We start from the raw sequence: 24,883 nt of genomic DNA on the forward strand, positions 1-24,883 counted from the left end.
CGGCCCAGATGCGAGCTGCGGACACCGCGAGAGCACGTAAAATCCGAGGTCGTGGGCGAACCTCGAATCCGATGGCGGAGCGCGGCGATGACCGGCGCCGCGACCGTGCTCGCCGGGTCGAGCGCGGGTACCGCGTCATGGGCGGCGTACCGGTATCTCATGGCGCAGGCGGGCGTGGCGCGCGGCGTGATCGGGCGCGACACCTCCAAACCGCCGGAAGCCGACGGCATCTACCTGCCCGGCTGCGCGACGCCCGAGCCGTGGCGGCTGGACCGGCACGCCGATCTGCACCTGATGATCTTCGGCGACTCCACCGCGGCCGGCGTCGGCTGCACCGACGCGACCGAAGTGCCCGGCGTGCGGCTGGCCCGCGGCCTGGCCGAGGCCACCGGCCGCAGCATCCGGCTCAGCACCAAAGCCATCTCCGGCGCCACCTCCAAGGGCCTGTCCGGCCAGGTGGACGCCATGTTCGTGGCCGGGCCACCGCCGGACGCCGCCGTCATCCTGATCGGCGGCAACGACATCACCAAAAAGCATTCGGTGGCCCGCTCGGCGGGGCGGTTGAAGCGGGCCGTGGCGCGGCTGAGCGAGGCGGGCAGCGTCGTGGTGGTCGGCACCTGCCCGGATCTGGGCACCGTGGCCGCCATCCCGCAACCGCTGCGCAGCGTGGTGCACACCTGGAGTCACCGGCTGGCCAGAGCCCAGACCGCCGTCACATTGACCGCGGGCGGCCATCCGGTCTCGATGGGCGATCTGCTCAGCAAGGATTTTCACGCCGCCCCGGAACAGATGTTCTCCGCCGATGGCTTCCATCCCTCGGCCGCCGGCTACGCCCTCGCGGCCGAGCATTTGCTGCCGGTTCTGCTCAGTGCTCTCAGTGAGCGGGATCTGGTCACACCGGGTGTTTCCCCCTCGACCAGCGCGACGTAGATTCGAGGTGATCCATACCCCGCGAGTGCCGCACGCACCTGGTCGGTGACCACCGTGCGCACTCCGAGACATAAGGAGTCCTCATGCCCGAGGCCGTCATCGTTTCGTACGCCCGCTCCCCCATCGGCCGCGCAGGCAAGGGTTCTCTGGTGAGCATGCGGCCGGACGACCTCGCCACCCAGATGGTCCGCGCCGCCCTCGACAAGGTCCCCGCCCTCGACCCCACCCAGATCGACGATCTGATGCTCGGCTGCGGCCAGCCCGGCGGCGAAGCCGGCTTCAACATGGCCAAGGTGGTGGCCACCCAGCTCGGCTACGACTTCCTGCCCGGTGTGACCCTCAACCGGTACTGTTCGTCGTCGCTACAGACCACCCGCATGGCGCTGCACGCCATCAAGGCCGGTGAAGGCGATGTGTTCATCTCCGCCGGTGTGGAGACCGTCTCGCGCTTCCCGAAGGGCACCTCCGACGGCTGGCCCGACACCCACAACGAGAAGTTCGCCGAGGCCGAGGCGCGCACCGTCAAGCGGGCCGAAGGCGGCTCCGACGGCTGGACCGATCCGCGCGAGAGCGGCGAGCTGCCCGACGTCTACATCGCGATGGGCCAGACCGCCGAGAACGTCGCTCAGTTCACCGGTATCTCGCGGGAGGACCAGGACCACTGGGGCGTGCGCTCGCAGAACCGGGCCGAGGAAGCCATCAAGGCCGGCTTCTTCGAGCGGGAGATCACCCCGGTCACCCTGCCCGACGGCACCGTCGTCACCACCGACGACGGCCCGCGCGCCGGCACCACCTACGAGAAGATCTCGCAGCTCAAGCCGGTGTTCCGCCCGGACGGCACCGTCACCGCCGGTAACGCCTGCCCGCTCAACGACGGCGCCGCCGCCCTGGTGATCATGAGCGACACCAAGGCCAAGGAGCTGGGCCTGACCCCGCTGGCCCGCATCGTCTCCACCGGCGTGTCCGGCCTGTCGCCGGAGATCATGGGCCTCGGCCCGATCGAGGCCGTCCGCAAGGCGCTGAAGATCGCCGGCAAGACCATCGACGACATCGACCTCTACGAGATCAACGAGGCCTTCGCGGTGCAGGTGCTCGGCTCGGCCCGCGAGCTGAACATGGATCTGGACCGGCTCAACGTCTCCGGTGGCGCCATCGCCCTCGGCCACCCGTTCGGCATGACCGGCGCCCGCATCACCGCGACCCTGATCAACAACCTCCAGACCCACGACAAGCAGTTCGGCCTGGAGACCATGTGCGTCGGCGGCGGCCAGGGCATGGCCATGATCATCGAGCGCCTCAGCTAGTAGCGCTGTTCCGCCTCTCCGCGATTTTTGGCCAGACTTGGGTGCCGCGGGAGTCGCGCCGGCGACCGGCGGTGAGGCGACCGGTGCGTTAGCCCGTACCCGGTGAGTTACCCGGATCTTGCGAGATCAGTGGAACGGTCCCGGACCGAATCGGTTCGGGCCCGTCCTCATAGGTGGGCCGTCCTGAAGCCCGTGGCTAGACGCCGAAGGGGCGGTCGCCCTTGTTGGCGACCGCCCCTTCGGGGTTGACGGCGCGGCTGAGCCGCCCGCCTACTAATCGTTCTGGAAGTAGCTCAGCAGGCGCAGGATCTCGACGTAGAGCCAGACCAGGGTGACGGTCAGGCCGAGGGCGACGCCCCATGCGGCCTTCTCCGGCGCCTGAGCGCGGATCAGCTGGTCGGCGGCGTCGAAGTCGAGCAGGAAGCTGAACGCGGCGATCGCGATGCAGACCAGGCTGAAGATGATGGCGATCGGGCCGCCATCACGCAGGCCGAAGCCGCCATCGGTGAAGAAGCTCGCGATCAGGTTGCCCACGATCAGCACCAGCACACCGATCATCGCGCCGACGATCATGCGGGTGAAGCGCGGGGTGACCCGGATGGCGCCGGTCTTGTAGACGACCAGCATGCCCGCGAACACACCGAAGGTGCCGAGCACCGCCTGCCCGATCAGCGCCGAACCGCCGGCACCGCCGAAGGAGATGTCGGTGAACATCAGCGACAGCGCACCGAGGAACAGACCCTCGGCGACGGCGTAACCGAGCACGATGGCCGGGTTGTCCATCTTGCGGCCGAAGCTGGCGACCAGCACCAGCACCAGGCCCACCAGGCCGCCACCGATGACGAACAGCGGCGCAAGGCCGTTGTTGGCGCTGCTGAGGATGTAGGAGATCAGGGCCGAGACCGCCAGCACACCCAGCGTGATGCCCGTCTTGGTGACCACGTCGTCGATGGTCATCGACCGGGTGGCGGGGGCCTGCTGGTAGGGCTGGTACTGCGGGGGCTGGCCGTACTGGTTACCGAACTGCTGGCCCAGCTGACCCGCACCGGCCACGCCCGAACCGAAGTTGGCGTAGCCGCCACCTTCCTGTTTCGGCAAGTTCTTGAATACCGGATTGCTTGTGGCGCGCACCGTTTATCCCTTTCTGGAGTCGTGGCCCACGTCGATGCGTGGCCGCCGGAATCGAGCTACGCCCGATTTCCAACTTGTTCTGTCCAACGTTCGTCGCCGGCGTCGAGTTCCCGGACGGCGACTCGGCGTTGCGGCAAAGACCGACAAATCGGACTCTACCGTTCTTGGGCATCGTGCAGGCCACACACCGACCTGGTGACGGTGAATTTGCGGTTGCGCCCGATGACGTCGGTGCGCCCGACCATCCGCTCCACCACACCCCGGTAATTGAGATGGGAGTTGTAGACGGTCCAGAGTTCCCCACCGGGCCGCAGCACCCGCCCGGTCTGGCTGAACATCTTGATCGCCGACCCGGTGTGCACCGCGGCGCCGACGTGGAACGGCGGATTACACAGCACCAGGTCGGCGCTGTTGTCCGGGGCGCTGGACATCGCGTCGTCGCGCACCACCGTCACCCGGTCGGCGACGTCGTTGGCGGCGACCGTGGCCATGGCGGAGGCCACCGCGGCGGCGGACTGATCGGTGCCGATCACCTCCAGCCGGGGCCTGGCCTTGGCGAGCGCCACGGCCAGGATGCCGGTGCCACAGCCGAGGTCGATGGCGGTGCGTGCGTCGGGCTTCATCGTCTTCATGTGCTCGAGCAGGAAACGGGTGCCGATATCGAGGCGAGCGCCGGAGAAAGCGGCACCGTGCGCGACGACATCGATATCGAGTTCACCGAGATGCTCGCGCACCGGAAATGGCGGCTCGCCCAGCTGTTTCGGGCCACTGACCAGCAGCATGCGCGATTTCTGGCGGCCGCGGCTGGCCCGCACCTCGGTGAAGGATTCGCCGAGGACTTCGTTCATCGTGGTGGTGAGGTATTTGTCGCGACCGCCGGCGAACACCTTGACGTCGGGTTCGGCGAATCGGGCGATGGTGTCGGCGATCTCGCTGAGCCCCGCCAGGACGCGCGGCAAGCGCAGCAGGACCACACGCACGCCTTTGAGCAGTTCGGCGTCGAGGGCGTGCGCGGTGTAGCGGTCGGCGAGGCCGAGGGCGCGGGCGTTGGCGGCGAGGGCGAGTTCGCCGGTGAGCAGATCCTGGTGCACGCGTAAACCGCGCAGGTCGTGTGTGGCGGCGGCGCCGAGGGTGAGGGCGCCGTAGCTGTCGCCGATAATGGCAACTTCCCCGCTATCCGCGGCGGCCAAGGCCTCGGCCGCGACATCGAGAATCAACCGATCAGCGGCATCGACGGCATACAGGTTCGGCGCCTCCACATCCGGATACCGGCGCAGCCGCCCCAGCAGATCCTCCACATTCAGCACCCGTCAAGTGTGCTAGATCGTTGCCCGGCAAGCACATCTGCCCCGATTCGGGCCGGTTTCGACAGGCGAACACCCCGGCCGAATACCCCGTGCGAGCGGGCAATGATGGGTAACATTTGCCACATGCGTAACAAGCTGGTGGTCGGCCTGGTTGCCCTCGGTGTCCTCGGATTCGCGGCGGCCTGCGGCGACGACGAACCGACCCCCGCCACCGTCGTCGACTCCCCTGGCACCTCGGCCGCGGAGCGCACCACCACCGTGGCTCCCCCGGAAGCCCCCGACGCCCCGGCCGACGCCGCACCCAAGCGTGCCCAGGCCTCCGGCGACGCCGCGCTCACCGTCACCGACATCAGCGTCGGCCACCACGAGGGGTTCGACCGGGTCGTCTACGAGCTCGGCGGCACCGGCACGCCCGGCTGGGACGTCGAATACGTCGACCAGGCGGTGCAGGACGGCAGCGGCACCGCCATCGATGTCGCGGGGCAATCCGTCCTGGAAGTGCGGATCACCGGCTCGGTCTACCCGTTCGACAGCGGCGTCGAGCCCTACTCGGGGCCGGACCCGGTGATCGAGCCGTCCGCGCCCGCCGTTGCCGGGGTGTATCGCACGATCGTCTTCGAGGGCGTCACCCAGTCGTTCATCGGCGTCAACGGCGAGCGGCCCGCGTTCTCGGTGAGCACACTGAGCAACCCGACCAGGCTGGTCATCGATATCGCCACGTCCTAGCCGGCCCGTCCGAGCCGTGTCCGTACGGCCAGTGCGGCGCAGCCGATGACGACGAGCCCGCCGAGCACCGTCGGCAAGGTGAGTTGTTCACCGAGCAGCAACGCGGCCCAGCCGATCGTCAGCACCGGCTGTACCAGCTGAATCTGGCTGACCTGCGACATCGGGCCGATCGCGAGCCCGCGGTACCAGGCGAAGAAACCCAGGTACATGCTCACCACCGCGAGGTAGGCGAAAGCGGACCATTCGGTCACCGTGCCGCTCGGTGGATCGTGTGCGATCGAAAGTGCGGTCAACAGGATCATCAGCGGCGCGGCCAGCACGAGGGCCCACGAGACCGTCTGCCATGCGCCGAGTTCCCTGGCCAGCAGCCCGCCTTCGGCATAGCCGATCGCGGCGGCCGCGACCGCGCCGAAGAGCAGCAGATCCGACCAGTGCGGTACCCCGAATCCGCCGCCTTGCAGGGCGGCGAAGACGAGGGCGGCGACAGCGCCGAGCGCCGCCGCGTACCAGAAGGCCCGCGGCGGTCGTTCGTGACCGCGTAAGATCGCCGTGACCGCGGTCGCGGCGGGCAGCACGGCGATCACCACCGCACTGTGGCCCGCGGGCGCGGTGGTGAGCGCGTAAGAGGTCAGCAGCGGGAAGCCGATCACGACGCCGCCTGCCACGACCGCGATCCGAATCCACCGGCGTCCGCGGGGCAAGGGCTGCTCGGTGACGACCAATGCGATGGCGGCGAGGAGTGCGGCGATGACGGCCCGGCCCGCTCCCACGAACAGCGGCGAGATCCCGCCGTCGTCGACGGCCACTCGCGTGAAGGGGACGGTGAAGGAGAAGGCGGCTACGCCGAGAAGCCCCCAGCGGATGCCGGACCCACTCGGTAGCGGTGGGCGCGAATCGACAATAGCGCTACTCTGGACTCTCATGTTCAACGATAGCAGCTCCCGCATTGTCGCCGACCTCCGCGCGTGGATCGCCACCGCGACACCGGGCGCGAAGCTGCCGTCGACGCGGGCGCTGGTGGCGCAGTACGGCGCGAGTCCGGTGACGGTGCAGAAGGCGCTACGAACCCTCTCAGCGCAGGGCATGATCGAAACACGGCCGGGTATAGGCACTTTTGTCCAGGGCGCGCGGGTGGCCCGCCCGCATGACTACGGCTGGCAGACGGCTGCGCTCGGCTCGCCGATCGCTCGTGCACCACAGCTCGCCGCCGCGTTGCGCACCGCACCCAGTGACGCAATCGCCCTGCATTCGGGTTATCCGGACCGGGAACTGCTACCCGATCGGCTGGTCCGGGCCGCGCTCTCCCGTGCGGCGCGCAGCACGGCGACGATGTCGCGGCCGCCCGTCGCCGGGTTCGCGGAACTCCAGGCGTGGTTCGCTGCCGAACTCGGGGCGGCCGTACCGGTCGGCGTCACACCGCCCGCGCTCAATGACGCCATCATCACCCCGGGAAGCCAGAGCGGCCTCGGAAGCGCCTTCCGCGCGCTGGCCGGCGCGCGCGGGCCGCTGCTGATCGAATCGCCCACGTATTGGGGAGCCATGCTCGCCGCGGGTCAGGCCGGCATCCCGGTCGTGCCGGTGCCCAGCGGCAGCGACGGCCCCGACCCCGAGGAACTGGACCGCGCCTTCCGGCGCACCGGAGCCCGCGCTTTCTACGCTCAGCCCAACTTCGCCAACCCCACCGGTGCGCGCTGGTCGCCGGAGGTCGCAGAGCGGGTGCTCGAGATCGTGCGCGGGCACGGGGCGTTCCTGATCGAAGACGATTGGGCGCACGATTTCGGCATCACCGCCGATTCGGTGCCCGTCGCCGCGCGTGACGACGCCGGGCATGTGGTCTATCTGCGTTCACTCACCAAAAGCGTGTCCCCCGCGGTGCGGGTCGCCGCGATCATCGCGCGTGGACCAGCGCGTGAACGCATCCTCGCCGATACTCAGGCGGAATCGATGTATGTGAGCGGGTTGTTGCAGTCGGTCGCGCTCGACGTCGTCACGCAACCGGCATGGCGGCGCCATCTGCGGACGGTGCGCCAGCAGCTCGCAGTTCGCCGCGACCTGCTCGTGGAAGCATTGCGCGAACACGCGCCCGGCGCGCATGTGACGGCCGTTCCCGAGGGCGGATTGAACCTGTGGGTGCGGTTGCCCGATGCCACCGACCTGGCCCGGCTGGTACGCGACTGTGAGACGGAGGGCGTCAGCGTGGCGGCCGGCGACGAATGGTTCCCCGCCGAGCCGACCGGACCGTATCTGCGGCTCAACTACTCCGGCCCGAATCCCGGCGCCTTCCCGGACGGGGCACGGGTGATCGGGCGGGCGCTGGCGCGACAGGGCTAGCCGGGGTATCGGTTCGCCAACGTTCGCGCCACGCTTGGCCATCGGCGGTAACGACCCAGTACGGTCATGAGGACTTACGGTCAGATGCCGGCAATGTCTGTCTCCGCGAAGACACGGGGCGGCCGGCATCCGCGAGGGGAGAAAGACCGATGCGACGCTACGAGCGCATGAGCCTTGCCGCCGCCGCGGTGGCGCTGGCGGGCGGACTCGTTCTGGTGAGCGCCTGTTCGAACAGCGTCTCCGGCACTGCCCAGGTCAACCAGGCCGATCTGGCCACCTACACCTCGATGGCGGCAGCGTCGTCGTCGGCGGCCGCCACATCCGCGGCGACCACCGCCTGCGATGCGTTCAGCGACGCCAACGGCAACGCCGTGCGCAAGTTCAACGCCTACATCGATGCCAGCAACAACGATGCGCCCGACACCGCCGCCAAGGCCGCCGACGCCGAGACGGCGCTGCGCGACGGCGCGAACGACGTCGACCGCAAGCTGGTCAAGAACGTCCCCTCCGGCGTCGCCCAGGCGTTGCGGGACTGGCGCGACGACAGCAAGAAGCTGGCCGACATGCTGAAGACGAATGCGCCGACCGACCTCATGAACGACCACATCGACACCTTCAACACCACCAAGAACGCCGCGGTCGACGCCTGCGACGACTACGAGTAAGTACCTCGCCGGGGTATTGTCCGCGCCCCACTAGACTGGGGCCCGTGACCGACCAGCATCCGACTTCGCGCCTGCCGGGGCTCGCCCGGCTGTTCGCGCTGATCGCGCTGCTGAGTGGGATCGTCGGCATGCACGTCGGAGTGTTCGATTTCGGGCATGCGTGGGCCGATCACGGTGCGTCGGCCGGAGCCGCGGATCATCCGCACGAGAGCCGCGCTGCGCACGCCTCCACGCCGGCGATAGGTGCGGCTGCACCCACGCTCGTCACCGCCCCACCCGCTGCCGTGACCGCCGCTGCGCCGCAGGGCTTCCCGGCAGCAGGGTTCGAAAATCCCGCGCACAGTGCACAATCGGCTGCCGCGTCTGCCGGTGATGTGCACGCGGATCGGTCCGGCAACGGGTCGCTCACGCATGCTCATCGGTCCCGAAGCGACCCGCCCACGGGTGCAGTTCGGTCCGGCGGTGATGTACGCGAACCGGCCGATCACCCTCGAAGCTCCGTACTCGCGCAGCCTGATCGGTCCGAAAGCAATCCGCTCACGGGTGCAGCTCGGTCCGACAGCGATGTACGCATGCTCGCCGATCACCCTCGAGGCCCCCTGGTCGCGCAGCCCGATCAGCCCGAAAGTGACCTGTTCACGGGCACATTCGTGGCCCCGCTGCTATCCGCCGACCGCATCGGCGGGCACGAGCAGGATTGCGGTGACTGCGGGGTGCACGGTGGGATGCACGGCTGCGTGTTCATCCTCTCGATGCTCGGTCTGGCGATCGGGCTTGTGCTGTTGTTCCGGTTGGCGTTTCAGCCCGTGGACGGCTCCGGAATCCTCCGCGGCCACCGTCCCGCTCGGCGCGAACGTCCACCGCCGTGGACCATGCCGACGCTCGCGGAATTGTCGATTCTGCGGATCTGATGGGCCGTCGCGCCCTGGTCACCAGGCCGGGGGCGCGACTCGGCCTGCCCGCATTCCCTCGCAATTCCCCAGGAGCACAGACATGTTCATCACCCGTACCCGTTTCCTGATCGCCGCCGTCGCCGCGACCGCCCTCACCGTCGCCGGATGCAGCGACGATTCGACCACCGCCACCGAGACCACGACCAGCGCGGCGGCCAGCACCAGCGCGAGCACACGCACCGACTTCAACGCCGCCGACGTCACGTTCTTGCAGATGATGTACCCGCATCACGCGCAGGCCGTCGACATGGCGAAGATGGTGCCGAGCCGCACCCAGAACCCGCAGCTGCTGGCGTTGGCCGCCGCGGTCGAGGCGGCGCAGGCACCGGAGATGCAGCAGATCACCACGCTGCTCGAGAGCTTCGGCCAGCCCGCGCCGAACGCCGGTGAGCACGGCGGTCACGGTGGGCACGATATGCCGGGCATGATGACCCCCGAGCAGATGACGGCGCTGGAGAACGCCACCGGAGCCGAGTTCGACCGGCAGTGGATGCAGATGATGATCGAGCACCACATCGGCGCCATCGACATGGCGAACACGGTGCTGGCCGAGGGCGTCAACCCCGACACCAAGGCTCTGGCCACGAGCATCGTCGCCGCCCAGCAGGCCGAGATCGATCAGATGCGGCAGATGCTCGGCCAGAACTGAGGCCGGTCGCCGAGGGTCGGTGGCGGGCCGAGTACCGCCCGCCACCGGCCATCGGCGAGGGCACTGACCGAACGCCGCCGATCCAGCCCTAGGGCGTCTGGAAGGCGCCGAAACCAGGGACGATATTGCCGCTGGTGGCGAAGACGGTGGCGGTGACCAGGCCGGTGCCGGTGGTGACGACCACCGGCTTCGGCTTGCCCGTCGAGCTGGTCGTGGTGGGCAGTTCGATGGTGCCGTTCGCGCCGGTGTTCCAGTTGCGCCAGTTCACCTGCACGGTCGGTGAGAACGGGATGAGCGAGAAAATGGGATCGTCGACCGAGAGGGCCGTTTCGCCGGGCGCCCCGGTCGGCGTCGCCGCCACATGCACCACGCCGACCGAGGGCGACAGATCGTAGGAGTAGTTGAACACCACGGGCACCGGGAAGACGGTGGTCGGCTGCGCCACCGCGGGGCCGGAACCGCCGATCACGAAACCGAGGGCCAGCGCGATCGCGGCCAGGGCACCGGCGACGGATCGGATCACGATGTTCACCACTGTCCTCCTATTCGCGCGGGAATCGGCCATTCGTCCCGAGTATTGCCCCCTGAACGCAATAATGTGCTCGTTTTTGATCACCGGTTCGTCTCGATGACGAGCGAGTGCGGCCCGATCATGCTGAATCTCGACGGCACCGGCGGGCAGGCACACGCGAAGCCCACCCGCGACGAGCACAGTGCGGTCACGGTGCCGGTGCGGCCACATCGACCTCCGGCCACGCCGGTGACCTGCCCAGCAAGCGCAACATCCGATCCAGGCGCGACTCCTGCGCCACGGTCGGCATGGCCGGACCGAACGCCGCGCCGGGTTCGAGGCGACTCGAGCCGGTGGGCACTTTTTCGGCGATCCGCAGCGCGACCGCCGCCAGCTCCGGATTGATCTCGATGTGCTCCCCGATCGCGCGGGCGACGTCCCATGCGTGGACCACCGAGTCCAAGAGGTGGAAGTTGATCGCGGTACTGCCGGGGATGGCGGTCTCGGTGGTGACGTCGGGCAGGGACCAGTGGCGGTCGAGCGCGTCGTCGGCGGCGAAAGCGGTGACGACCTCATCGCAGGAGGTCAGGCAGTCGGCGATCGGATCCTCGGCGAATTCCCCGGTCCACCAGTCGTATTCGCTGCCGTGGCCGGCGGCCGCGGCGGCGAATCCGCGGTTCTGCACGGCGATGTGATGCAGCAGGTCGCGGAGATCCCATTCCGCACAGGGCGTCGAGTCGGCGAGCCGATGCGGCGCGACTCGTGCGACGGCATCACGACACAGTCGGACGGACTCTCGATGTTGTTCGCGAATATCAGTAGGCATGCACATATCGTAGGTGCACGCTTATCATTTGCCCAGAGGTATCTTTTTCCCATGCCGGACCGACCCGACCTAGCAGCGATGATCGTGCCGCTCGGCCGCACCTTGATGGCCATCGAACGCCCGATCCTGGAATCACACGGCCTCACCATGTGGGCCTACGGCGTATTGCTCGGCCTCGAGGAATCTCCGGTTCGCACCCAATCGGCCCTCGCCCAGGCCATCGGCGCCGACAAGACCCGCATCATCCCCACCCTCGACGATCTCCAGGAACGCGGCCTGATCACCCGCCTCCCGGACCCGGCCGATCGCCGCGCCCGCCTGCTATCGCTCACCCCCGCCGGACGGGAACTTCGCGACCGCACGCAGGCCGCCATCCAGCAGCAGGAGGCCGAACTCCTGTCCTCCCTCTCGGCCGATGATCGCCGCGGTTTTCTTCGTGCCCTGCAACAGCTCTCCGAACGTCGGTCCGGGAGCACGGGCGGTCCGTAACCCCGCTTTGCCAGTTCGCATCGAAAAGCACCCCGGCACGTGACCGGATCGCAATCCGGCACGGTCTGCGAACCCTCACGGCGTTCCGTCCCTTGCGAATACGGCATTTCGGGCGTCTACTTAGTACGACGGCAGGTCCACCAACCGGCCTGCACCGTCATCGCTACACCTGATCGGATCCACCTCATGATCATTATCGGAGCCGTACTCCTCATTGCCGGACTGATTTTCGACGTTTCCGCGATCACCATGCTCGGCGTCGTCATCCTGATCATCGGCGCGGTGCTGTTGCTACTCGGTAGCGTCGGCCGACCCGTCGCGGGCAGGCGCCACTACTACTGATTCACGCCCGACACACCAGTCAGAGGAGGGCGGAATGCGACGCCTAGTGACGATCGTGGCAGTCGTATGGTTGCTCATCGGCGCCATCGCGGCCGTACAACGCGGCTATTTCACCGACCGGGAACAGAATTGCGCGAGCGTCGGGACCGTCGCGGTGACCGTTATCGCCGGCCCGTTGAACTATGCCGGCGTCAACCCCAAGGTCAACGATTGCAAGCTCCCGCAACCGAGCCCGTGAGTCATTCTCCCGGCTGATCCGCGCGCGGTGTAGATCATCCGGGCGGCCGATGTGGGCACGACCCGTGGCCACCTAGCGTTGCGGCATGACCCACACGGCGCAGCTGGCGCGGCGCATCGGCGAAGTGGATATGCTGCGCGGCTTCGCGCTGTTCGGAATTCTGGTTACCAATGCGGCAGTGCTGACCATGCTGCTGTCGTTCGCCGGACCGAATTCCGACCCCGTTCCGATATACGACGGCACATGGGACCGGCTCGCCTACGGAATCATCTACGGGTTTTTCCTCGGCAAGTTCTATGTGCTGTTCGCGTTCCTGTTCGGGTATTCGTTCACGCTGCAGATCGCGGCCGCCGACCGCGCCGGCGCCGCACCCGTCCCGCGACTGCTGCGCCGGTGCGCGGCGCTGCTGCTGATCGGCCTGGCGCATGTGAGCCTGTTGTGGATCGGCGACATCCTCACCCTCTATGCCGTGCTGTGCGCGATTCTGGTGCTGCTGCGCGGGATTCGGCCGCGCACCGCCGTGATCACCGGCGTGCTGCTGTACGGCATGTTCGCCGCGCTCGCATTTCTGCCCGGCAGCGGCGGCGGAGTCGGCAAGCTCGGCGAGTTCTTCGACCTGGCAGGGATTCGGAACGGATTCCTCGGTGGTCCCGGCGACGTCTTCACCACCCAGCTGGAGACCGGCCCGATATTCCTGATCTTCACCTTCCTCGGGCAGGGCTGCACCAGCATGGGCATGTTCCTGATCGGCATGGCCGCCGGCAAGGTGCGCTTGTTCGAGGATGCCGAGCGGTTACGGCGATGGACGCCGCGGGCGCTGCTGATCGGCGGCGTCGTCGGGCTGCCCGTCTCGATCGCGACGGTGGTCCTGCACACGCTGCACGCCGAGGTACCGAACTACCTGTTCGGTCTCCAGGAATTGCTCAATCCCGTGCTGACCGTGCTGTACATCGCGACGATCGTCTGGTTGGCGCACTCGAGCCGCGCGACGTGGGTGCGCCGATTGGCACCGGCCGGGCGCATGGCGGCAAGCAATTACATCGGCCAATCGGTGGTGATGGCGGTGATCTTCACCGGGTACGGGTTCGCGCTCGGCGATCGCGTCCCGCCGTTCGCTGTGCTCGCCATCGCCGTCGTCACCTACCTGGTTCAGCTATGGGTGAGCGAGCGATGGTTGCGCGGGCATTCCTACGGCCCGGTGGAATGGGTGCTGCGCGCCGCGACCTACCGGCAGTGGCCGGCCTGGCGCAGGCACGAGAGCCTCAGTACCGCGGATGCTGCCACGCGCGCTTAGCGCCGACCGACGTCGAGGCCGCGAGCGCCACCCATGCGGCGGTGGTGACAGCCACCAGCACCGCGGATCGGTCGTTGATGATCTGCAGGAAGATCGACGCCGCGAGGATCCCCAGCGCGAGGACGGACAGCACGATGCCGACGCGAGTTATCGGTGCCATACAGACCATTGTCCAACTTCCGTTCACCCGGCTGCACCCGTTGGTGGTAAACCGCACACCCGGCGGGCTGAATTAGAACGTGTTCTATATTTGGGGGACTGTTCCGGCGATCCCTCGGGAGTTCACGCGATGTACCAGTGGTCCGACGAAGACCTCATGTTCCGCGACGCGGTGCGCGGCTTCATCGACAAGGAGCTCAAACCCCACGTCGACCAGCTGGAAAGCGGTGCGATGCCGCCCTACGACATCATCCGCAAGCTGTATGCCACCTTCGGCCTCGACGAGATGGCGCGGGAGGGACTGGCGAAATCGCTGGCCCGCGAGGAGGCGGGCACCACGGGTAAGCCCGGCGGCGGGTTCAGCGGCGCGGGCAGCATGGGCGTCATCCTCAACAGCGAACTGGCCGGGGTCAGCCTCGGGCTGGTGGCCTCGATGGGGGTGAGCCTCGGCCTCGCCGTCGGCACCATCCGCAGCCGCGGCACCCTCGCCCAGAAGAAGCGCTGGCTGCCGGAACTGGTCACCATGGAGAAGGTGGGTGCCTGGGCGATCACCGAACCCGATTCGGGCTCGGATGCCTTCGGCGGCATGAAGTCCTACGTGCGCCGCGACGGCGAGGACTACATCCTCAACGGGCAGAAGACCTTCATCACCAACGGCCCCTACGCCGACGTCACCGTGGTCTACGCCAAGCTCGACGAACAGGACGGCACCGACCGGCGCGACCGCAAGGTGCTGACGTTCGTGCTCGACAAGGGCATGCCAGGCTTCACCCAGAGCCCGCCGTTCAAGAAGATGGGCATGAACTCCTCCCCCACCGGTGAGCTGTTCTTCGACAACGTGCGCATCACCCCCGACCGCCTGCTCGGCGAGACCGAGAACCCGGCCAAGGGCGACGGCAAGGACAGCGCCAAGGAATCCTTCGCCGCCGAACGCATCGGCATCGCCTCCCTCGCCCTCGGCATCATCAACGAATGCCACCGGCTCTGTGTGGAATACGCCAAGTCCCGCAAGCTCTGGGGCCGGGAAATCGCCCAATTCCAGCTCATCCAGCTCAAACTCGCGGAAATGGAGATCGCCCGCATCAACGTGCAGAACATGGTCTTCAACGCCATCGAACGCACCGCCGCCGGCGAAAAGGTCTCCCTCGCAGAAGCCTCCGCCATGAAGCTCTACTCCTCCCGCGCCGCCACCGAGGTCGCGATGGAAGCCGTGCAGCTCTTCGGCGGCAACGGCTACATGGCCGAATACAAGGTCGAGCAGCTCGCCCGCGACGCCAAATCGCTGATGATCTACGCGGGCAGCAACGAGATCCAGGTGACGCATATCGCCAAAGGGCTGGTGGGCGGGTAACGCATGCAGATCACCGGACGTACGTTCGTGGTGACCGGAGCCGGGAACGGAATCGGGCGCTGCGTGACCATGGAGCTGGTCGGCCGCGGTGCGGTGGTGATCGGCGCCGACCTCGACGAGCGGGCGCTGGCCGAAACCGCCGCACTGATCGCGGATCCGGCGCGCTTCACCGCCCACCGGCTCGACATCTCCGACCATGCGGCGGTGACGGCGTTCACCGATACCGTGATCGCCACCCACGGCCCGGTGGACGGACTGTTCAATATCGCGGGAATCGCCCAAGAACTCCAGACCGTGACCGATCTCAGCGACTCGCGGATCGAAACCCTGATGCGGGTGAACTTCTTCGGCGCGGTGTGGCTGACCCGCGCCTTCCTCCCGCACCTGCGACAACGTCCCGAAGCGGTCATCATGAACACCTCGAGCCTCTCGGCGATCGTGCCGGTACCCGGCTCCGCGGTGTACGGTGCGTCCAAAGCCGCACTCGCGCTGTTCAGCTACGGCTTGGCGCAGGATCTGCGGGGTCGCACGAATATCACCGTGACCACGGTACTGCCCGGATCGGTCTGGACCGACCTCGTACGCAAGGTGGCACAGGAGCTGGGTGCGCCCGAGAAGCTGGCGAAGGGTTTCTCGGCGAAACCGGAACGGGTGGCCCGTCGGATGGTCGAGGCGACGGCGAAGGGCAGCGGGCGCGTCGTCATCGGGAAGGACGCCCGCGTCTACGACATCGTCCGTCGGGTGAGCACGCGATTGGCCGACCGGCTGTCCTACCTACAGGTCGGTCACGGCGTCTACACCGAACGCACCGAGCTCACCCGATCCTCCTGAACCGGCTCCGCCCGGCAGGGCTGAACCTCAGCCAGGTGCGCCCGCCCCTCGGCAATGCGGAATCAGCGGCCCGTGCGCTCGCGGTGCTTGCACCCCGGCCAGCAGCACGGCCGCCGCTGGCCTTCCTCCAGTTCCTCCTGGGTGCGCCGGATACGGCGCTCCCGGGTCTGGGCCTGCACCGCGTCCTCGACCCAGCAGATGAATTCGTTGCGGGCCAGCGGCGTGATGTCGTGCCAGGCGGCCAGCGCCACCGAGTTACCGATCAACGCCGTGCGCAGATCGTCGGGCAACTCGTGCACCACCCCACCGGGAACCCGCTGATCAGTCATAACGCCACTGTAAGCCGATCCGCGCGGCTACCGAAACGCCTCACGGATGGTGGGCGGCGGCACTCCGGACTCGTTGCGGACCGAATCAGCCGGTCGGCCCGACGCAGGATGCGCTGGACAGCATCCGCCCTGCACCGACACTGGTGCCCCCAGTGGGACTCGAACCCACACTGTGCGGATTTTAAGTCCGCTGCCTCTGCCAATTGGGCTATAGGGGCGTCGGCTCACCCTACCGACTCGTACGGGTGTACCGGAATCCCCCGGGGCGGAGAGGCGTGTCAGGTGGTGGGGTCGGACTGGATGGTCTGGCAGGTTTCGACGAGGACGTCGGCGGCGAGCAGGCCGGATTCGTTGGCGGTTTCGCGGATTTCAGCGGACAGGGCGGGATCGGTGGTGACCTTGCACAGGGCGATCTGGAGGGCCTCGCCGAGCAGGGCGAGATGGCGGGCGATGGCGAGCTCGTCGGCGTCGGCGTTCACCTCGTCCAGGCCGACGGGCTGGGCGTCGGACTGGATGCGGTAGCGGCGCAGGGTGTCCTCGCCGAGCACCTTCATGAATTCGACCGACGCCGCCAGGCAGCGGTTGTTGGCGACGCGGTATTCGGTGCGGTCGGAGACCCGCTCGATGAGCACCGCGGCGATGGTGGCGGCGGTGAACATGCCGTCGCACACCCGGGCAGGCCCCGCTTCCGGCGGCCCGGGAGGCGCGTCGGCCAGTCCGGTGGTCACCGCGTCGATCCAGCGGATGACCAGGTCGGTGCCGGAATGGTCGACGGCGCGGGCGGGAGGTTCCGCCCGGCGCCTGCGTCGCCACGGATTGCGCATCGTGTCACCTCTGTTCTGAGACGGACTTCCCGAGCACCGAATGCCGCTTGCCGTATGCGAAGTACACCACCAAACCCAGCGCCATCCAGACAATGAAACGCAGCCAGGTTTCCACCGACAGATTGAGCATCAGCCACAAGCAGGCCAGCACGGCCAGAATCGGCAGCACCGGAACGAAGGGCACCTTGAACCCGCGCGGCAGATCCGGGCGGGTCTTACGCAGCACCAGCACACCGATGGAGACCAGCACGAACGCGAACAGCGTGCCGATATTGACCATCTCCTCGAGCGTGCCGAACTCGATGAAGCCGGCCAGCACCGCACACACCGCGCCGACGATGACGGTGATCCGGACCGGGGTGCCGCGGTTGCCGGTGTGGGCGAGCTTGCGCGGCATCAGCCCGTCTCGCGACATGGCGAACAGCACCCGGGTCTGGCCGAGCAGCATCACCATGACGACGGTGGTCAGGCCGGCGAGCGCACCAACGGAGATGATGTTCTTCACCCAGGTGTCGCCGTGGATGGCGAACGCCGTGGCCAGCGTCGCGTCGTCACCGGCCAGCTCGGTGTAGGGCACCATGCCGGTGAGCACCAGCGACACCGCGACGTAGAGCACCGTCACGATCATCAGCGAGCCGAGGATGCCGCGCGGCATATCGCGCTGCGGGTTCTTGGTCTCCTCGGCCGCGGTGGCGACGACGTCGAACCCGATGAAGGCGAAGAACACCAGGCTCGCCGCCGCGAGCAGGCCGTACCAGCCGAAGGTGCTGTTCCCCGCGCCGGTCACGAAGGAGAACAGCGACTGGTGCACGCCCTCGCCGCCTTCACCCGGCTTGGATTCGGGGATGTAGGGGGTGAGGTTGTCGGCGCTGAAGTAGGTCACGCCCATCACCAGCACCAGCGCGATGACGCCGAGCTTGATCGCGACGGCCACCGCCGACACCCGCGAGGACAGCTTGGTGCCGAGCACGATCAGCGTGGTGAGCACCGCGATGAGCAACACCGCACCCCAGTCGAAATCGACCGAACCGATATGCAGGATCGGCGAGCGCGAACCCATCAGCTCACCCAGATACTGCGACCACCCCTTCGACACCACCGCCGCGGCCAGCGCGAATTCCAGGATCAGGTCCCAGCCGATGATCCAGGCCGCCAGCTCACCGAAGGTGGCGTAGGAGAAGGTGTATGCGCTGCCCGCCACCGGGACGGTCGAGGCGAACTCGGCATAGCAGAGGGCGGTCAGCGCACACGCGATGGCGGCGAAGACGAACGCCAGCGACACCGACGGTCCCGCCACATTGCCCGCGGTGCGGGCGGTGAGGGTGAAGATGCCCGCGCCGACGACGACGGCGACGCCGAAGATCGTGAGATCCCACGCGGTGAGCTCCTTGCGGAGCTTGGAATCGGGTTCGTCGGTATCGCGGATCGACTGCTCCACGCTTTTGGTGCGCCACAGCTGTCGGCGGCTGGTCGGTATCGCCACGGCGATCTCCTTCGTCTCGAGGTCTCCCAGGTGGTGGTCAGTGGACGCCTTCCATATGCCTGCTCACCCAGGGTGAGAGGCCGGCGACAACCAGACCGGCGAGGATCGCGACCGCGCCGATGATGCCGAAGTAGGCGAACTCGTCTGCCGGATCGTAGTAGCGCGCGAGGGTGCCCGACATCGAAGTACCGAGACCGACCGAGAAGAAATACAGCGCCATCATCTGCGCGCGGAACACCTCGGGCGCGAGCTGAGTGGTGACGGCCAGGCCGATCGGCGAGATCAGCAGCTCGGAGACGGCGAACACGCCCATGATGAACAGCACCAGCAGGGCGGGCACCGCGCGGCCACTGCTCTGCGACATCGGCGTGAACAACCAGAACGCCAGGCCCATGCCGATCACGCCGAGAGCGAACTTGCGCGGGGTGCTCGGCGCGCGGGAACCGAGCTTGGTCCACATCAGCGCGAACAGCGGCGAGAGCGCGATGATCCACACCGGCTCCACCGAACCGATCCAGCTCGACGGGGCGGTCCAGCCGAAGATGTTCCAGTCCATCCGCTCATCGGAATACACGGCCAGCACGGTGAAGATCTGCTGGAACAGCGACCAGAACACCGCGTTGGCGATGAACAGCGGGATGAACGCGCGTACCCGGCTGCGTTCGACGGGGCTCACCTTGCGGTCGATGAGCATGACCACGAAGTAGACGACCGAGGCGACCGCGATGACGCCGGTGGTGACGTCGGAGAGGTTGTCCAGGGTCACCAGCCCGGTGAACGCGGCCACCGCGACGATCACGGCCGCCGCGGCGACCAGGCCGAGCACCTTGCCGATGGCGCTGGGCGGCAGCGGATCGGGCACGTTGCGCCCGGCCGTGCCCAGATTGCGACGGAACACCACGTACTGGGCCAGACCGAGCCCCATGCCGATGGCGGCGGCGCCGAAACCGGCGTGGAAGCCCCACTCGCGTTGCAGCAGCCCGGTGAGCAGCGGACCGACGAAGGCGCCGAGATTGATGCCCAGATAGAACAGTGTGAAACCGCCGTCGGTGCGCGGATCGCCGTGCGGGTACAGCGTGCCGAGCAGCGAGGAGGCGTTCGCCTTGAGCGCACCGCTGCCCAGTGCCACCAGCACCAGCCCGACGCCGACGCCCGCGAGCCCGGGCAGGACGGCCAGGGCGATATGGCCGGCCATCACCACCACGCCGCCGTAGAACACGGTGCGTTCCATGCCCAGCAACCGATCGGCTACCCAGCCGCCGAGCACGGTGGACAGATACACCAGGCCGCCATACGCCCCGACGATGCCCACGGCGGTGTCCTGATCCATCCCGAGGCCGCCCTCGGTGGCCGAGTAGTACAGGTAATACCCGAGGATGGTCAGCATGCCGTAGAAGGAGAACCGCTCCCACATCTCGACACCGAACAGGTTCGTCAACCCGATCGGGTGCCCGAACAACGTCCGCTCGGCGGGCGATTGCTCGATCTTCACTGCATCGGACATGGTCAGACAATCCCACGTTCGGCCGTTGTGCACAGGCATCCACACCGAAAATGCATCGAACCGCGACGTCTTCGCGCGATTTGCGCTGGTGCCGCATCCGTCGCGGCGCGCCGGGTTCGCCGAGGGTGATTAGGCTCGGGCCGGGAACATCACACCCGTGGCGAGTGCGGGCGCTCCGGCAGCCCCGACGACGAAGGCGGTGCGCTGATGACGGAAGTCGAAGTGACGGTGCCGGTGCCGATCGACCAGGCCTTCGCGGCCCTGGCCGATGGCTGGTTGTACGCGAGCTGGGTCGTCGGCGCCTCGCATATCCGGGTGGTGGACCGTGGCTGGCCCGCCGTGGGCACTCGCATCCATCACAGCGTCGGCCTGTGGCCGCTGACCATGCAGGACGTCACCAAGGTCACCGCCGTCGACCCGCCGTACCTGCTCGAACTCGACGCCCACCTGTGGTTGATCGGCGCGGCCTGGATCCGCTTCGACCTCGACGAGCCGCAACCGAACCTCACTCGGATCAGGATGTCGGAGCGCGCGTCCCGAGGCGTGGGCAGCCTGATCCCGGGGATCGCGCAGAACCTGTTCTTCGCCGCGCGCAATCAGGAATCGCTGGACCGGCTCGCGCACCTGATCATCGGACGGGCCGAAGCGCAGCCGTGACGCGGCGCTGACGCGCTCAGTAGTTCGATCTTCCCTCCGCACAGCAGTTCTGGGTAGTCTCGATGCGCGGCGGATGGCCGCGTCACCGGGAGGGAATCACATGCGTTTCGCACGAGCATCGCTGGGCGCCGGGGCGCTCGCGATCACGGCCGTGGCCGCCATTTTCACCGCACCGCCCGCGCAGGCCGCGCCGCCGGGTCATGTCAGCTGCGGTGCGACGCCGGTGGGTTCCCGGCTGGACGTCACCTGCACCAACACCGACGTCGGCGCGGGCACCGGCACACTCGTCGGGCTGTGCAGCAACCTGCGCATCCTGTATGAGGCCCATTTCCGGCTCGCGGGCAATTCCTCCGGAACCTTCAGCCAGGATTGCGGGCCGGGTGCACAGCCGATCTGGTGGCACACCCCTGGTATCACCGACTATCAGCAGATGCTGCAGAACCGGGGCACCTGAGGGCACTCAGGCGATGGACAGGGCGATGCCGTCGAGGATGTCGTGTTCGCTGACGACGAGTTCGGAGATGCCCGCGCGACGGGCGAGTTCTTCGGAGAGCACCTCGGTGATGACGGCACCTCCGCCGATGACGTCGACGCGGCCGGGATGCATCGGGCCGAGGGCCGCACGCTCATCGTGGCTCATCGCGACGAGGCGGTCGCAGACGTCATGCAACTGCTCGAGCGTCAACCGGGTGAGATGAACGCGCTCGGAGTCGTATTCGGGTAGATCGAGGGCGACGGCGGCGATGGTGGTCATGGTGCCCGCCACGCCGACCCAGGTGTGCGCCGAATCGACAGGCACATGCGTGAAGGCCTCGGCGAGGCGTTCGGCGGCGAAAGCGCGTGCGGCGCTGACCTGTTCGTCGTCGGGCGGGTTGCCGGGCAGGCAGCGTTCGGTGATCCGGACGCAACCGATGTCGGCGGAGTAGGCGGCGTGCACGCCATCGCTGTCACCGACCACGAGTTCGGTGGAGCCGCCGCCCAAGTCGACCACGACGAACGGTCCTGCGTCACCGGGCAATTCGCCCACCGCGCCGGAGAACGACAGCCGCGCCTCCTCATCGCCGGTGATGACCTCGGCCTCCGCGCCCGGCACCACCGCGCCGAGTTCGGCCCTGGTCATGGCGAAGAAATCCGCGCGGTTGGCGGCGTCGCGAGTGGCGGAGGTGGCGACCATGCGCACCCGGGCCACCTGGTGTTCACGCATGAGCGCGACGTAGTCGGCGAGCGCGACGCGGGTGCGTTCGATGGCTTCGGGCGCGAGCCTGCCGGTGGCGTCCACACCCTGGCCGAGCCGCACGATGCGCATCTCGCGGTGCACGTCGGTGAGCTTGCCGTCGGCGCCGATATCGGCGATCAGTAAGCGGATCGAGTTCGTGCCGCAATCGACCGCGGCGACCCTGTCACTCATGCTGTGTCCTCCTGCACCCGGCCGAAACGCGCCGACCGGCTCATGCGTCCTGATCCGCCCGCTCGAATCGCGGCCAATCCGCCGGGACCGCCGTCCCACGCAGGCCGTGTTCGGCGGCCAGCGCCACGGCCTCGTCGCCGAGCGGGTTCACACCGGGGCCCTTGGCCAGCGAATGCGCGATCAGCACATGCAGGCATTTGACCCGCTCCGGCATGCCGCCGCCGGTGAAATCGGTGCCCAGCGGCTCGATGGCGTCGCGTTCGGCCAGGTAGCTCTCGTGGGCGGCGCGGTAGGCGGCGGCCAGTTCGGGGTCGCTGCCGAGGCGTTCGGTCATCTCGCGCATCACGCCCGCCGATTCCTGCCTGCTCGCCTCCGCCGTGAGCCGCGGGTCGGTGAGGTAGTACAGGGTCGGGAACGGGGTGCCGTCGGGCAGCCGTGGCGCCGTCTTCACCACCGCGGGCACACCGTCGGGGGTGCGGTAGGCGATGGCGAGCACCCCGCGCGGGGTGCGGCCCAGCTGTTCGGCGATGATCCGCAGATCCCGGTCGTCGGGTTCGGTCACCTGGGTCCTTCCGGGTTCGGCGCGGGCGCGGCCGGCGGCGTCGTTGTCGCCGGTGCGGGTTCGGGGGCGGGCTGCGGTTCGGACACACTGCGCCACAGGCCGGTATACCATGGATCCGGTTCCCGCGACGGCGTCGTCGGGCCCGGACGCGCTGGTGCCTCGATGCCGGGAACCTGCACGATGTACGGCGTTTCACCGGGCATCACCAGGCGCAGCCGGTCCTTGGCCTCGGAGCGGATATAGGCCGGATCCTGCTGCTGCGCGCGACGATCACGCAACCGGGCCAGATCGTCTTCGAGCTGCCTGCGTTCCTGAGCCAGCTGCGCGGCCTCGGTCCGCTGACTGAAATAGGTGCGCATCGGCACCGCCAGGGTCAGCGCCAGCGCGCACACGACCATCGCCAGGATGACCGCCTTCCCGGTGGACAAACCGAGGATGGTGCGTTCGGGTGTGTCCTTGCCCGCCGACTTCTTCTTGCGGGCGCTGATCTTGCGCGGCTCGGCCTTGTCGTCGGGGCGGCGCCGCGCGGTCCGGCTCGGCGCCGCGGCCCGGCCGTGCTGATCGGCGGCGGGGCGGGAGCGGGCGGCACGCGACGTGCGGCGGTCGCCTCGTCCGGCTGGACTGGTACCACGCGCACGTCGCTCCGTCATATCCCTACCCCATGTATCGCTGCTGTCAGTCCTCGAACGCGAAGCGCGGGAACGCGACGTCGCCCGCGTAACGCGCCGAATCACCGAGGGCGTCCTCGATGCGCAGCAGCTGGTTGTACTTGGCCACGCGCTCGCTGCGGGCGGGCGCGCCGGTCTTGATCTGACCGCTGCCGACGGCCACCGCCAGGTCGGCGATGGTGGTGTCCTCGGTCTCGCCGGAGCGGTGGCTCATCATGGTCTTGTAGCCGTTGCGGTGGGCGAGCTCGACGGCGTCGAGGGTCTCGGTCAGCGTGCCGATCTGGTTCACCTTCACCAGCAGCGCGTTCGCGGCGCCCTTGCTGATGCCCTCTTCCAGGCGCTCTGGGTTGGTGACGAACAGGTCGTCGCCGACCAGCTGGATCTTGTCGCCGATCTGATCGGTCAGCGCGACCCAGCCGTCCCAGTCGTCCTCCGACAGCGGGTCCTCGATGGAGACCAGCGGGTAGGCGGTGAGCAGGTCGGCGTAGAACTGCGCCATCTCGGCGGCGGTCCGGACGTTGCCCTCGAACTTGTAGCCGGCGTCGGAGTAGAACTCGGTGGCGGCCACGTCCAGCGCCAGCGCGACATCGCTGCCCAGCTTCAGGCCGGTCTTGGCGATCGCGGAGCTGATCAGGTCCAGCGCCTCACGGGTGCCTGCCACGTCGGGGGCGAAACCGCCTTCGTCACCGAGGCCGGTGGCCAGGCCCTTGGACTTGAGCACCGACTTGAGCGCGTGGTAGACCTCCGCGCCCCAGCGCAGCGACTCTTTGAAGGTGGGCGCACCGATCGGGGCGACCATGAACTCCTGGACATCGACGCCGGTGTCGGCGTGCGCGCCGCCGTTGAGGATGTTCATCATCGGCACCGGGAGCACATGCGCGTTCGGGCCGCCGAGGTAGCGGAACAGCTCGAGACCCGAGGATTCGGCGGCGGCGCGGGCCACCGCGAGCGACACACCCAGCAGGGCGTTGGCGCCCAGGCGCGACTTGTCCGGGGTGCCGTCCAGATCCAGCAGCACCTGGTCGACGGTGCGCTGCTCCACCGCGTCCAGACCGATGACGGCCGGGGCGATCTCGTCGAGCACACCCTCGACGGCCTTCTGCACACCCTTGCCCAGGTAGCGGTCGCCACCATCGCGCAGTTCCACCGCCTCGTGCTCACCGGTGGACGCGCCGGACGGCACGGCCGCCCTGGTCAGCGTGCCGTCGTCGAGGGCGATCTCGACCTCGACGGTGGGGTTTCCGCGCGAATCCAGGATCTCGCGAGCTCCGACCTGTTCGATGATGGCCACGAAAACGACACTCCTTCGGCTGCTGGCACGGTGGTTGCTGACGTGTTGGCCGTGCGCTGCGAGCCTAACGCCCACCGCGCTGTGGGAGTAACCGGCACTCCGGGTGCAGCGCTGTTCGGC

Annotated in this window: 29 protein-coding genes and 1 tRNA gene; 15 read left to right on the top strand and 15 right to left on the bottom strand. The window is 68.1% G+C overall.

Annotated elements, in window-relative coordinates:
• Positions 1-87 precede the first annotated feature (87 nt).
• Together AC4HOU_RS18355 and AC4HOU_RS18360 are read left to right on the top strand one after the other, a co-directional pair.
• Entirely contained in the window at positions 88-930 is an 843-nt protein-coding gene (locus tag AC4HOU_RS18355) for an SGNH/GDSL hydrolase family protein (protein ID WP_163811466.1), read from the top strand.
• A gap of 83 nt (positions 931-1,013) precedes the next feature.
• A complete protein-coding gene (locus AC4HOU_RS18360) occupies positions 1,014-2,234 on the top strand; it encodes an acetyl-CoA C-acetyltransferase (RefSeq protein WP_163811464.1) in 1,221 nt (406 codons plus the stop codon).
• Positions 2,235-2,507: 273 nt separating this feature from the next.
• On the opposite strand, the gene AC4HOU_RS18365 is transcribed toward AC4HOU_RS18360, so the two are convergent.
• Positions 2,508-3,365: a Bax inhibitor-1/YccA family protein gene (locus AC4HOU_RS18365; protein ID WP_104359988.1), complete on the bottom strand. Its 858-nt coding sequence runs from the start codon at positions 3,363-3,365 to the stop codon at positions 2,508-2,510.
• 155 nt (positions 3,366-3,520) lie between these two features.
• Positions 3,521-4,672: a class I SAM-dependent methyltransferase gene (locus AC4HOU_RS18370; protein WP_163811462.1), complete on the bottom strand. Its 1,152-nt coding sequence runs from the start codon at positions 4,670-4,672 to the stop codon at positions 3,521-3,523.
• 123 nt (positions 4,673-4,795) lie between these two features.
• On the opposite strand from AC4HOU_RS18370, the gene AC4HOU_RS18375 reads away from it, so the two are divergent.
• Positions 4,796-5,398 carry an AMIN-like domain-containing (lipo)protein gene (locus AC4HOU_RS18375; RefSeq protein ID WP_490724813.1) on the top strand — a complete coding sequence of 201 codons (603 nt, stop codon included), beginning with the start codon at positions 4,796-4,798 and terminating at the stop codon, positions 5,396-5,398.
• Here the strand turns inward: AC4HOU_RS18375 and AC4HOU_RS18380 are convergent.
• Complete coding sequence (locus AC4HOU_RS18380; protein ID WP_490724814.1) at positions 5,395-6,321, bottom strand: DMT family transporter; 927 nt, start codon at positions 6,319-6,321, stop codon at positions 5,395-5,397. The genes AC4HOU_RS18375 and AC4HOU_RS18380 overlap by 4 nt on opposite strands.
• Here AC4HOU_RS18380 and AC4HOU_RS18385 point away from each other — a divergent pair.
• The 4 genes from AC4HOU_RS18385 (at position 6,320) to AC4HOU_RS18400 (ending at position 9,996) form a co-directional block, all read left to right on the top strand.
• Positions 6,320-7,729 carry an aminotransferase-like domain-containing protein gene (locus tag AC4HOU_RS18385; protein WP_490724815.1) on the top strand — a complete coding sequence of 470 codons (1,410 nt, stop codon included), beginning with the start codon at positions 6,320-6,322 and terminating at the stop codon, positions 7,727-7,729. The genes AC4HOU_RS18380 and AC4HOU_RS18385 overlap by 2 nt on opposite strands.
• A gap of 149 nt (positions 7,730-7,878) precedes the next feature.
• Entirely contained in the window at positions 7,879-8,394 is a 516-nt protein-coding gene (locus AC4HOU_RS18390) for an Rv2240c family protein (protein ID WP_163811454.1), read from the top strand.
• 44 nt (positions 8,395-8,438) lie between these two features.
• Complete coding sequence (locus tag AC4HOU_RS18395; RefSeq protein ID WP_490724816.1) at positions 8,439-9,305, top strand: hypothetical protein; 867 nt, start codon at positions 8,439-8,441, stop codon at positions 9,303-9,305.
• 82 nt (positions 9,306-9,387) lie between these two features.
• Complete coding sequence (locus AC4HOU_RS18400; RefSeq protein ID WP_195020010.1) at positions 9,388-9,996, top strand: DUF305 domain-containing protein; 609 nt, start codon at positions 9,388-9,390, stop codon at positions 9,994-9,996.
• A gap of 88 nt (positions 9,997-10,084) precedes the next feature.
• On the opposite strand, the gene AC4HOU_RS18405 is transcribed toward AC4HOU_RS18400, so the two are convergent.
• A complete protein-coding gene (locus tag AC4HOU_RS18405; protein WP_163811448.1) occupies positions 10,085-10,528 on the bottom strand; it encodes a hypothetical protein in 444 nt (147 codons plus the stop codon).
• A 187-nt stretch (positions 10,529-10,715) separates the two neighbouring features.
• On the bottom strand, positions 10,716-11,333 hold the full coding sequence (locus tag AC4HOU_RS18410) for a TIGR03086 family metal-binding protein (protein ID WP_490724817.1): 618 nt from the start codon (positions 11,331-11,333) through the stop codon (positions 10,716-10,718).
• Between the two features lie 51 nt (positions 11,334-11,384).
• On the opposite strand from AC4HOU_RS18410, the gene AC4HOU_RS18415 reads away from it, so the two are divergent.
• From AC4HOU_RS18415 to AC4HOU_RS18430, 4 genes are all read left to right on the top strand, one after another.
• Positions 11,385-11,822 carry a MarR family winged helix-turn-helix transcriptional regulator gene (locus AC4HOU_RS18415; protein ID WP_490724818.1) on the top strand — a complete coding sequence of 146 codons (438 nt, stop codon included), beginning with the start codon at positions 11,385-11,387 and terminating at the stop codon, positions 11,820-11,822.
• A 186-nt stretch (positions 11,823-12,008) separates the two neighbouring features.
• On the top strand, positions 12,009-12,164 hold the full coding sequence (locus tag AC4HOU_RS18420) for a hypothetical protein (RefSeq protein ID WP_085996257.1): 156 nt from the start codon (positions 12,009-12,011) through the stop codon (positions 12,162-12,164).
• Positions 12,165-12,198: 34 nt separating this feature from the next.
• A complete protein-coding gene (locus AC4HOU_RS18425) occupies positions 12,199-12,402 on the top strand; it encodes a hypothetical protein (RefSeq protein ID WP_163811442.1) in 204 nt (67 codons plus the stop codon).
• Between the two features lie 85 nt (positions 12,403-12,487).
• Positions 12,488-13,696, top strand: a complete 1,209-nt coding sequence (locus AC4HOU_RS18430) for a DUF418 domain-containing protein (RefSeq protein WP_490724819.1) — start codon at positions 12,488-12,490, stop codon at positions 13,694-13,696.
• Here the strand turns inward: AC4HOU_RS18430 and AC4HOU_RS18435 are convergent.
• Positions 13,665-13,856, bottom strand: coding sequence for a hypothetical protein (locus AC4HOU_RS18435; RefSeq protein WP_138450856.1), 192 nt, complete (start codon positions 13,854-13,856; stop codon positions 13,665-13,667). The genes AC4HOU_RS18430 and AC4HOU_RS18435 overlap by 32 nt on opposite strands.
• Positions 13,857-13,985: 129 nt before the next feature.
• Here AC4HOU_RS18435 and AC4HOU_RS18440 point away from each other — a divergent pair, with 129 nt between their 5' ends.
• A complete protein-coding gene (locus AC4HOU_RS18440) occupies positions 13,986-15,206 on the top strand; it encodes an acyl-CoA dehydrogenase family protein (protein WP_163811439.1) in 1,221 nt (406 codons plus the stop codon).
• 3 nt (positions 15,207-15,209) lie between these two features.
• Positions 15,210-16,037, top strand: a complete 828-nt coding sequence (locus AC4HOU_RS18445; protein ID WP_163811437.1) for an SDR family NAD(P)-dependent oxidoreductase — start codon at positions 15,210-15,212, stop codon at positions 16,035-16,037.
• A 62-nt stretch (positions 16,038-16,099) separates the two neighbouring features.
• On the opposite strand, the gene AC4HOU_RS18450 is transcribed toward AC4HOU_RS18445, so the two are convergent.
• The 5 genes from AC4HOU_RS18450 to AC4HOU_RS18470 form a co-directional block, all read right to left on the bottom strand.
• Positions 16,100-16,366 (bottom strand): YdeI/OmpD-associated family protein, encoded by a 267-nt coding sequence (locus tag AC4HOU_RS18450; RefSeq protein ID WP_163811436.1) that lies wholly within the window; start codon positions 16,364-16,366, stop codon positions 16,100-16,102.
• A 141-nt stretch (positions 16,367-16,507) separates the two neighbouring features.
• Positions 16,508-16,584 (bottom strand) — tRNA-Leu (locus tag AC4HOU_RS18455).
• 60 nt (positions 16,585-16,644) lie between these two features.
• On the bottom strand, positions 16,645-17,190 hold the full coding sequence (locus AC4HOU_RS18460) for a hypothetical protein (protein WP_138456220.1): 546 nt from the start codon (positions 17,188-17,190) through the stop codon (positions 16,645-16,647).
• A 4-nt stretch (positions 17,191-17,194) separates the two neighbouring features.
• A complete protein-coding gene (locus AC4HOU_RS18465; protein WP_490724820.1) occupies positions 17,195-18,673 on the bottom strand; it encodes an amino acid permease in 1,479 nt (492 codons plus the stop codon).
• A 37-nt stretch (positions 18,674-18,710) separates the two neighbouring features.
• Positions 18,711-20,177 (bottom strand): peptide MFS transporter, encoded by a 1,467-nt coding sequence (locus AC4HOU_RS18470; RefSeq protein ID WP_163811432.1) that lies wholly within the window; start codon positions 20,175-20,177, stop codon positions 18,711-18,713.
• 207 nt (positions 20,178-20,384) lie between these two features.
• On the opposite strand from AC4HOU_RS18470, the gene AC4HOU_RS18475 reads away from it, so the two are divergent.
• Together AC4HOU_RS18475 and AC4HOU_RS18480 are read left to right on the top strand one after the other, a co-directional pair.
• A complete protein-coding gene (locus AC4HOU_RS18475; RefSeq protein WP_163811430.1) occupies positions 20,385-20,834 on the top strand; it encodes an SRPBCC family protein in 450 nt (149 codons plus the stop codon).
• A gap of 100 nt (positions 20,835-20,934) precedes the next feature.
• Positions 20,935-21,288: a hypothetical protein gene (locus AC4HOU_RS18480; RefSeq protein ID WP_195020013.1), complete on the top strand. Its 354-nt coding sequence runs from the start codon at positions 20,935-20,937 to the stop codon at positions 21,286-21,288.
• Positions 21,289-21,294: 6 nt separating this feature from the next.
• On the opposite strand, the gene AC4HOU_RS18485 is transcribed toward AC4HOU_RS18480, so the two are convergent.
• Genes AC4HOU_RS18485 through eno form a run of 4 tightly spaced genes read right to left on the bottom strand, consistent with a single transcriptional unit; the run spans position 21,295 to position 24,763 of the window.
• Positions 21,295-22,242, bottom strand: coding sequence for a Ppx/GppA phosphatase family protein (locus AC4HOU_RS18485; protein WP_490724821.1), 948 nt, complete (start codon positions 22,240-22,242; stop codon positions 21,295-21,297).
• Between the two features lie 40 nt (positions 22,243-22,282).
• Positions 22,283-22,804, bottom strand: coding sequence for a DUF501 domain-containing protein (locus AC4HOU_RS18490; protein ID WP_163811423.1), 522 nt, complete (start codon positions 22,802-22,804; stop codon positions 22,283-22,285).
• On the bottom strand, positions 22,801-23,454 hold the full coding sequence (locus AC4HOU_RS18495; RefSeq protein ID WP_195020015.1) for an FtsB family cell division protein: 654 nt from the start codon (positions 23,452-23,454) through the stop codon (positions 22,801-22,803). Before AC4HOU_RS18495 ends, AC4HOU_RS18490 begins: the two co-directional genes overlap by 4 nt.
• A 25-nt stretch (positions 23,455-23,479) precedes the next feature.
• Positions 23,480-24,763, bottom strand: a complete 1,284-nt coding sequence (gene eno, locus AC4HOU_RS18500) for a phosphopyruvate hydratase (RefSeq protein ID WP_138450834.1) — start codon at positions 24,761-24,763, stop codon at positions 23,480-23,482.
• Between the last annotated feature and the right edge of the window lie 120 nt (positions 24,764-24,883).

Source organism: Nocardia sp. JCM 38205 (genome assembly GCF_058222935.1).

Bases quoted from the DNA above. Each gene is read 5' to 3' on its own strand.
- AC4HOU_RS18410 (WP_490724817.1), bottom strand. From the start codon at position 11,333: ATGCCTACTGATATTCGCGAACAACATCGAGAGTCCGTCCGACTGTGT.
- AC4HOU_RS18400 (WP_195020010.1), top strand. From the start codon at position 9,388: ATGTTCATCACCCGTACCCGTTTCCTGATCGCCGCCGTCGCCGCGACC.
- AC4HOU_RS18385 (WP_490724815.1), top strand. From the start codon at position 6,320: ATGTTCAACGATAGCAGCTCCCGCATTGTCGCCGACCTCCGCGCGTGG.
- AC4HOU_RS18430 (WP_490724819.1), top strand. From the start codon at position 12,488: ATGACCCACACGGCGCAGCTGGCGCGGCGCATCGGCGAAGTGGATATG.
- AC4HOU_RS18495 (WP_195020015.1), bottom strand. From the start codon at position 23,454: ATGACGGAGCGACGTGCGCGTGGTACCAGTCCAGCCGGACGAGGCGAC.
- AC4HOU_RS18440 (WP_163811439.1), top strand. From the start codon at position 13,986: ATGTACCAGTGGTCCGACGAAGACCTCATGTTCCGCGACGCGGTGCGC.
- AC4HOU_RS18475 (WP_163811430.1), top strand. From the start codon at position 20,385: ATGACGGAAGTCGAAGTGACGGTGCCGGTGCCGATCGACCAGGCCTTC.
- AC4HOU_RS18435 (WP_138450856.1), bottom strand. From the start codon at position 13,856: ATGGCACCGATAACTCGCGTCGGCATCGTGCTGTCCGTCCTCGCGCTG.
- AC4HOU_RS18420 (WP_085996257.1), top strand. From the start codon at position 12,009: ATGATCATTATCGGAGCCGTACTCCTCATTGCCGGACTGATTTTCGAC.
- AC4HOU_RS18445 (WP_163811437.1), top strand. From the start codon at position 15,210: ATGCAGATCACCGGACGTACGTTCGTGGTGACCGGAGCCGGGAACGGA.
- AC4HOU_RS18390 (WP_163811454.1), top strand. From the start codon at position 7,879: ATGCGACGCTACGAGCGCATGAGCCTTGCCGCCGCCGCGGTGGCGCTG.
- AC4HOU_RS18425 (WP_163811442.1), top strand. From the start codon at position 12,199: ATGCGACGCCTAGTGACGATCGTGGCAGTCGTATGGTTGCTCATCGGC.
- AC4HOU_RS18415 (WP_490724818.1), top strand. From the start codon at position 11,385: ATGCCGGACCGACCCGACCTAGCAGCGATGATCGTGCCGCTCGGCCGC.
- AC4HOU_RS18450 (WP_163811436.1), bottom strand. From the start codon at position 16,366: ATGACTGATCAGCGGGTTCCCGGTGGGGTGGTGCACGAGTTGCCCGAC.
- AC4HOU_RS18485 (WP_490724821.1), bottom strand. From the start codon at position 22,242: ATGAGTGACAGGGTCGCCGCGGTCGATTGCGGCACGAACTCGATCCGC.
- AC4HOU_RS18470 (WP_163811432.1), bottom strand. From the start codon at position 20,177: ATGTCCGATGCAGTGAAGATCGAGCAATCGCCCGCCGAGCGGACGTTG.
- AC4HOU_RS18480 (WP_195020013.1), top strand. From the start codon at position 20,935: ATGCGTTTCGCACGAGCATCGCTGGGCGCCGGGGCGCTCGCGATCACG.
- AC4HOU_RS18460 (WP_138456220.1), bottom strand. From the start codon at position 17,190: ATGCGCAATCCGTGGCGACGCAGGCGCCGGGCGGAACCTCCCGCCCGC.
- AC4HOU_RS18375 (WP_490724813.1), top strand. From the start codon at position 4,796: ATGCGTAACAAGCTGGTGGTCGGCCTGGTTGCCCTCGGTGTCCTCGGA.
- AC4HOU_RS18380 (WP_490724814.1), bottom strand. From the start codon at position 6,321: ATGAGAGTCCAGAGTAGCGCTATTGTCGATTCGCGCCCACCGCTACCG.
- AC4HOU_RS18355 (WP_163811466.1), top strand. From the start codon at position 88: ATGACCGGCGCCGCGACCGTGCTCGCCGGGTCGAGCGCGGGTACCGCG.
- AC4HOU_RS18360 (WP_163811464.1), top strand. From the start codon at position 1,014: ATGCCCGAGGCCGTCATCGTTTCGTACGCCCGCTCCCCCATCGGCCGC.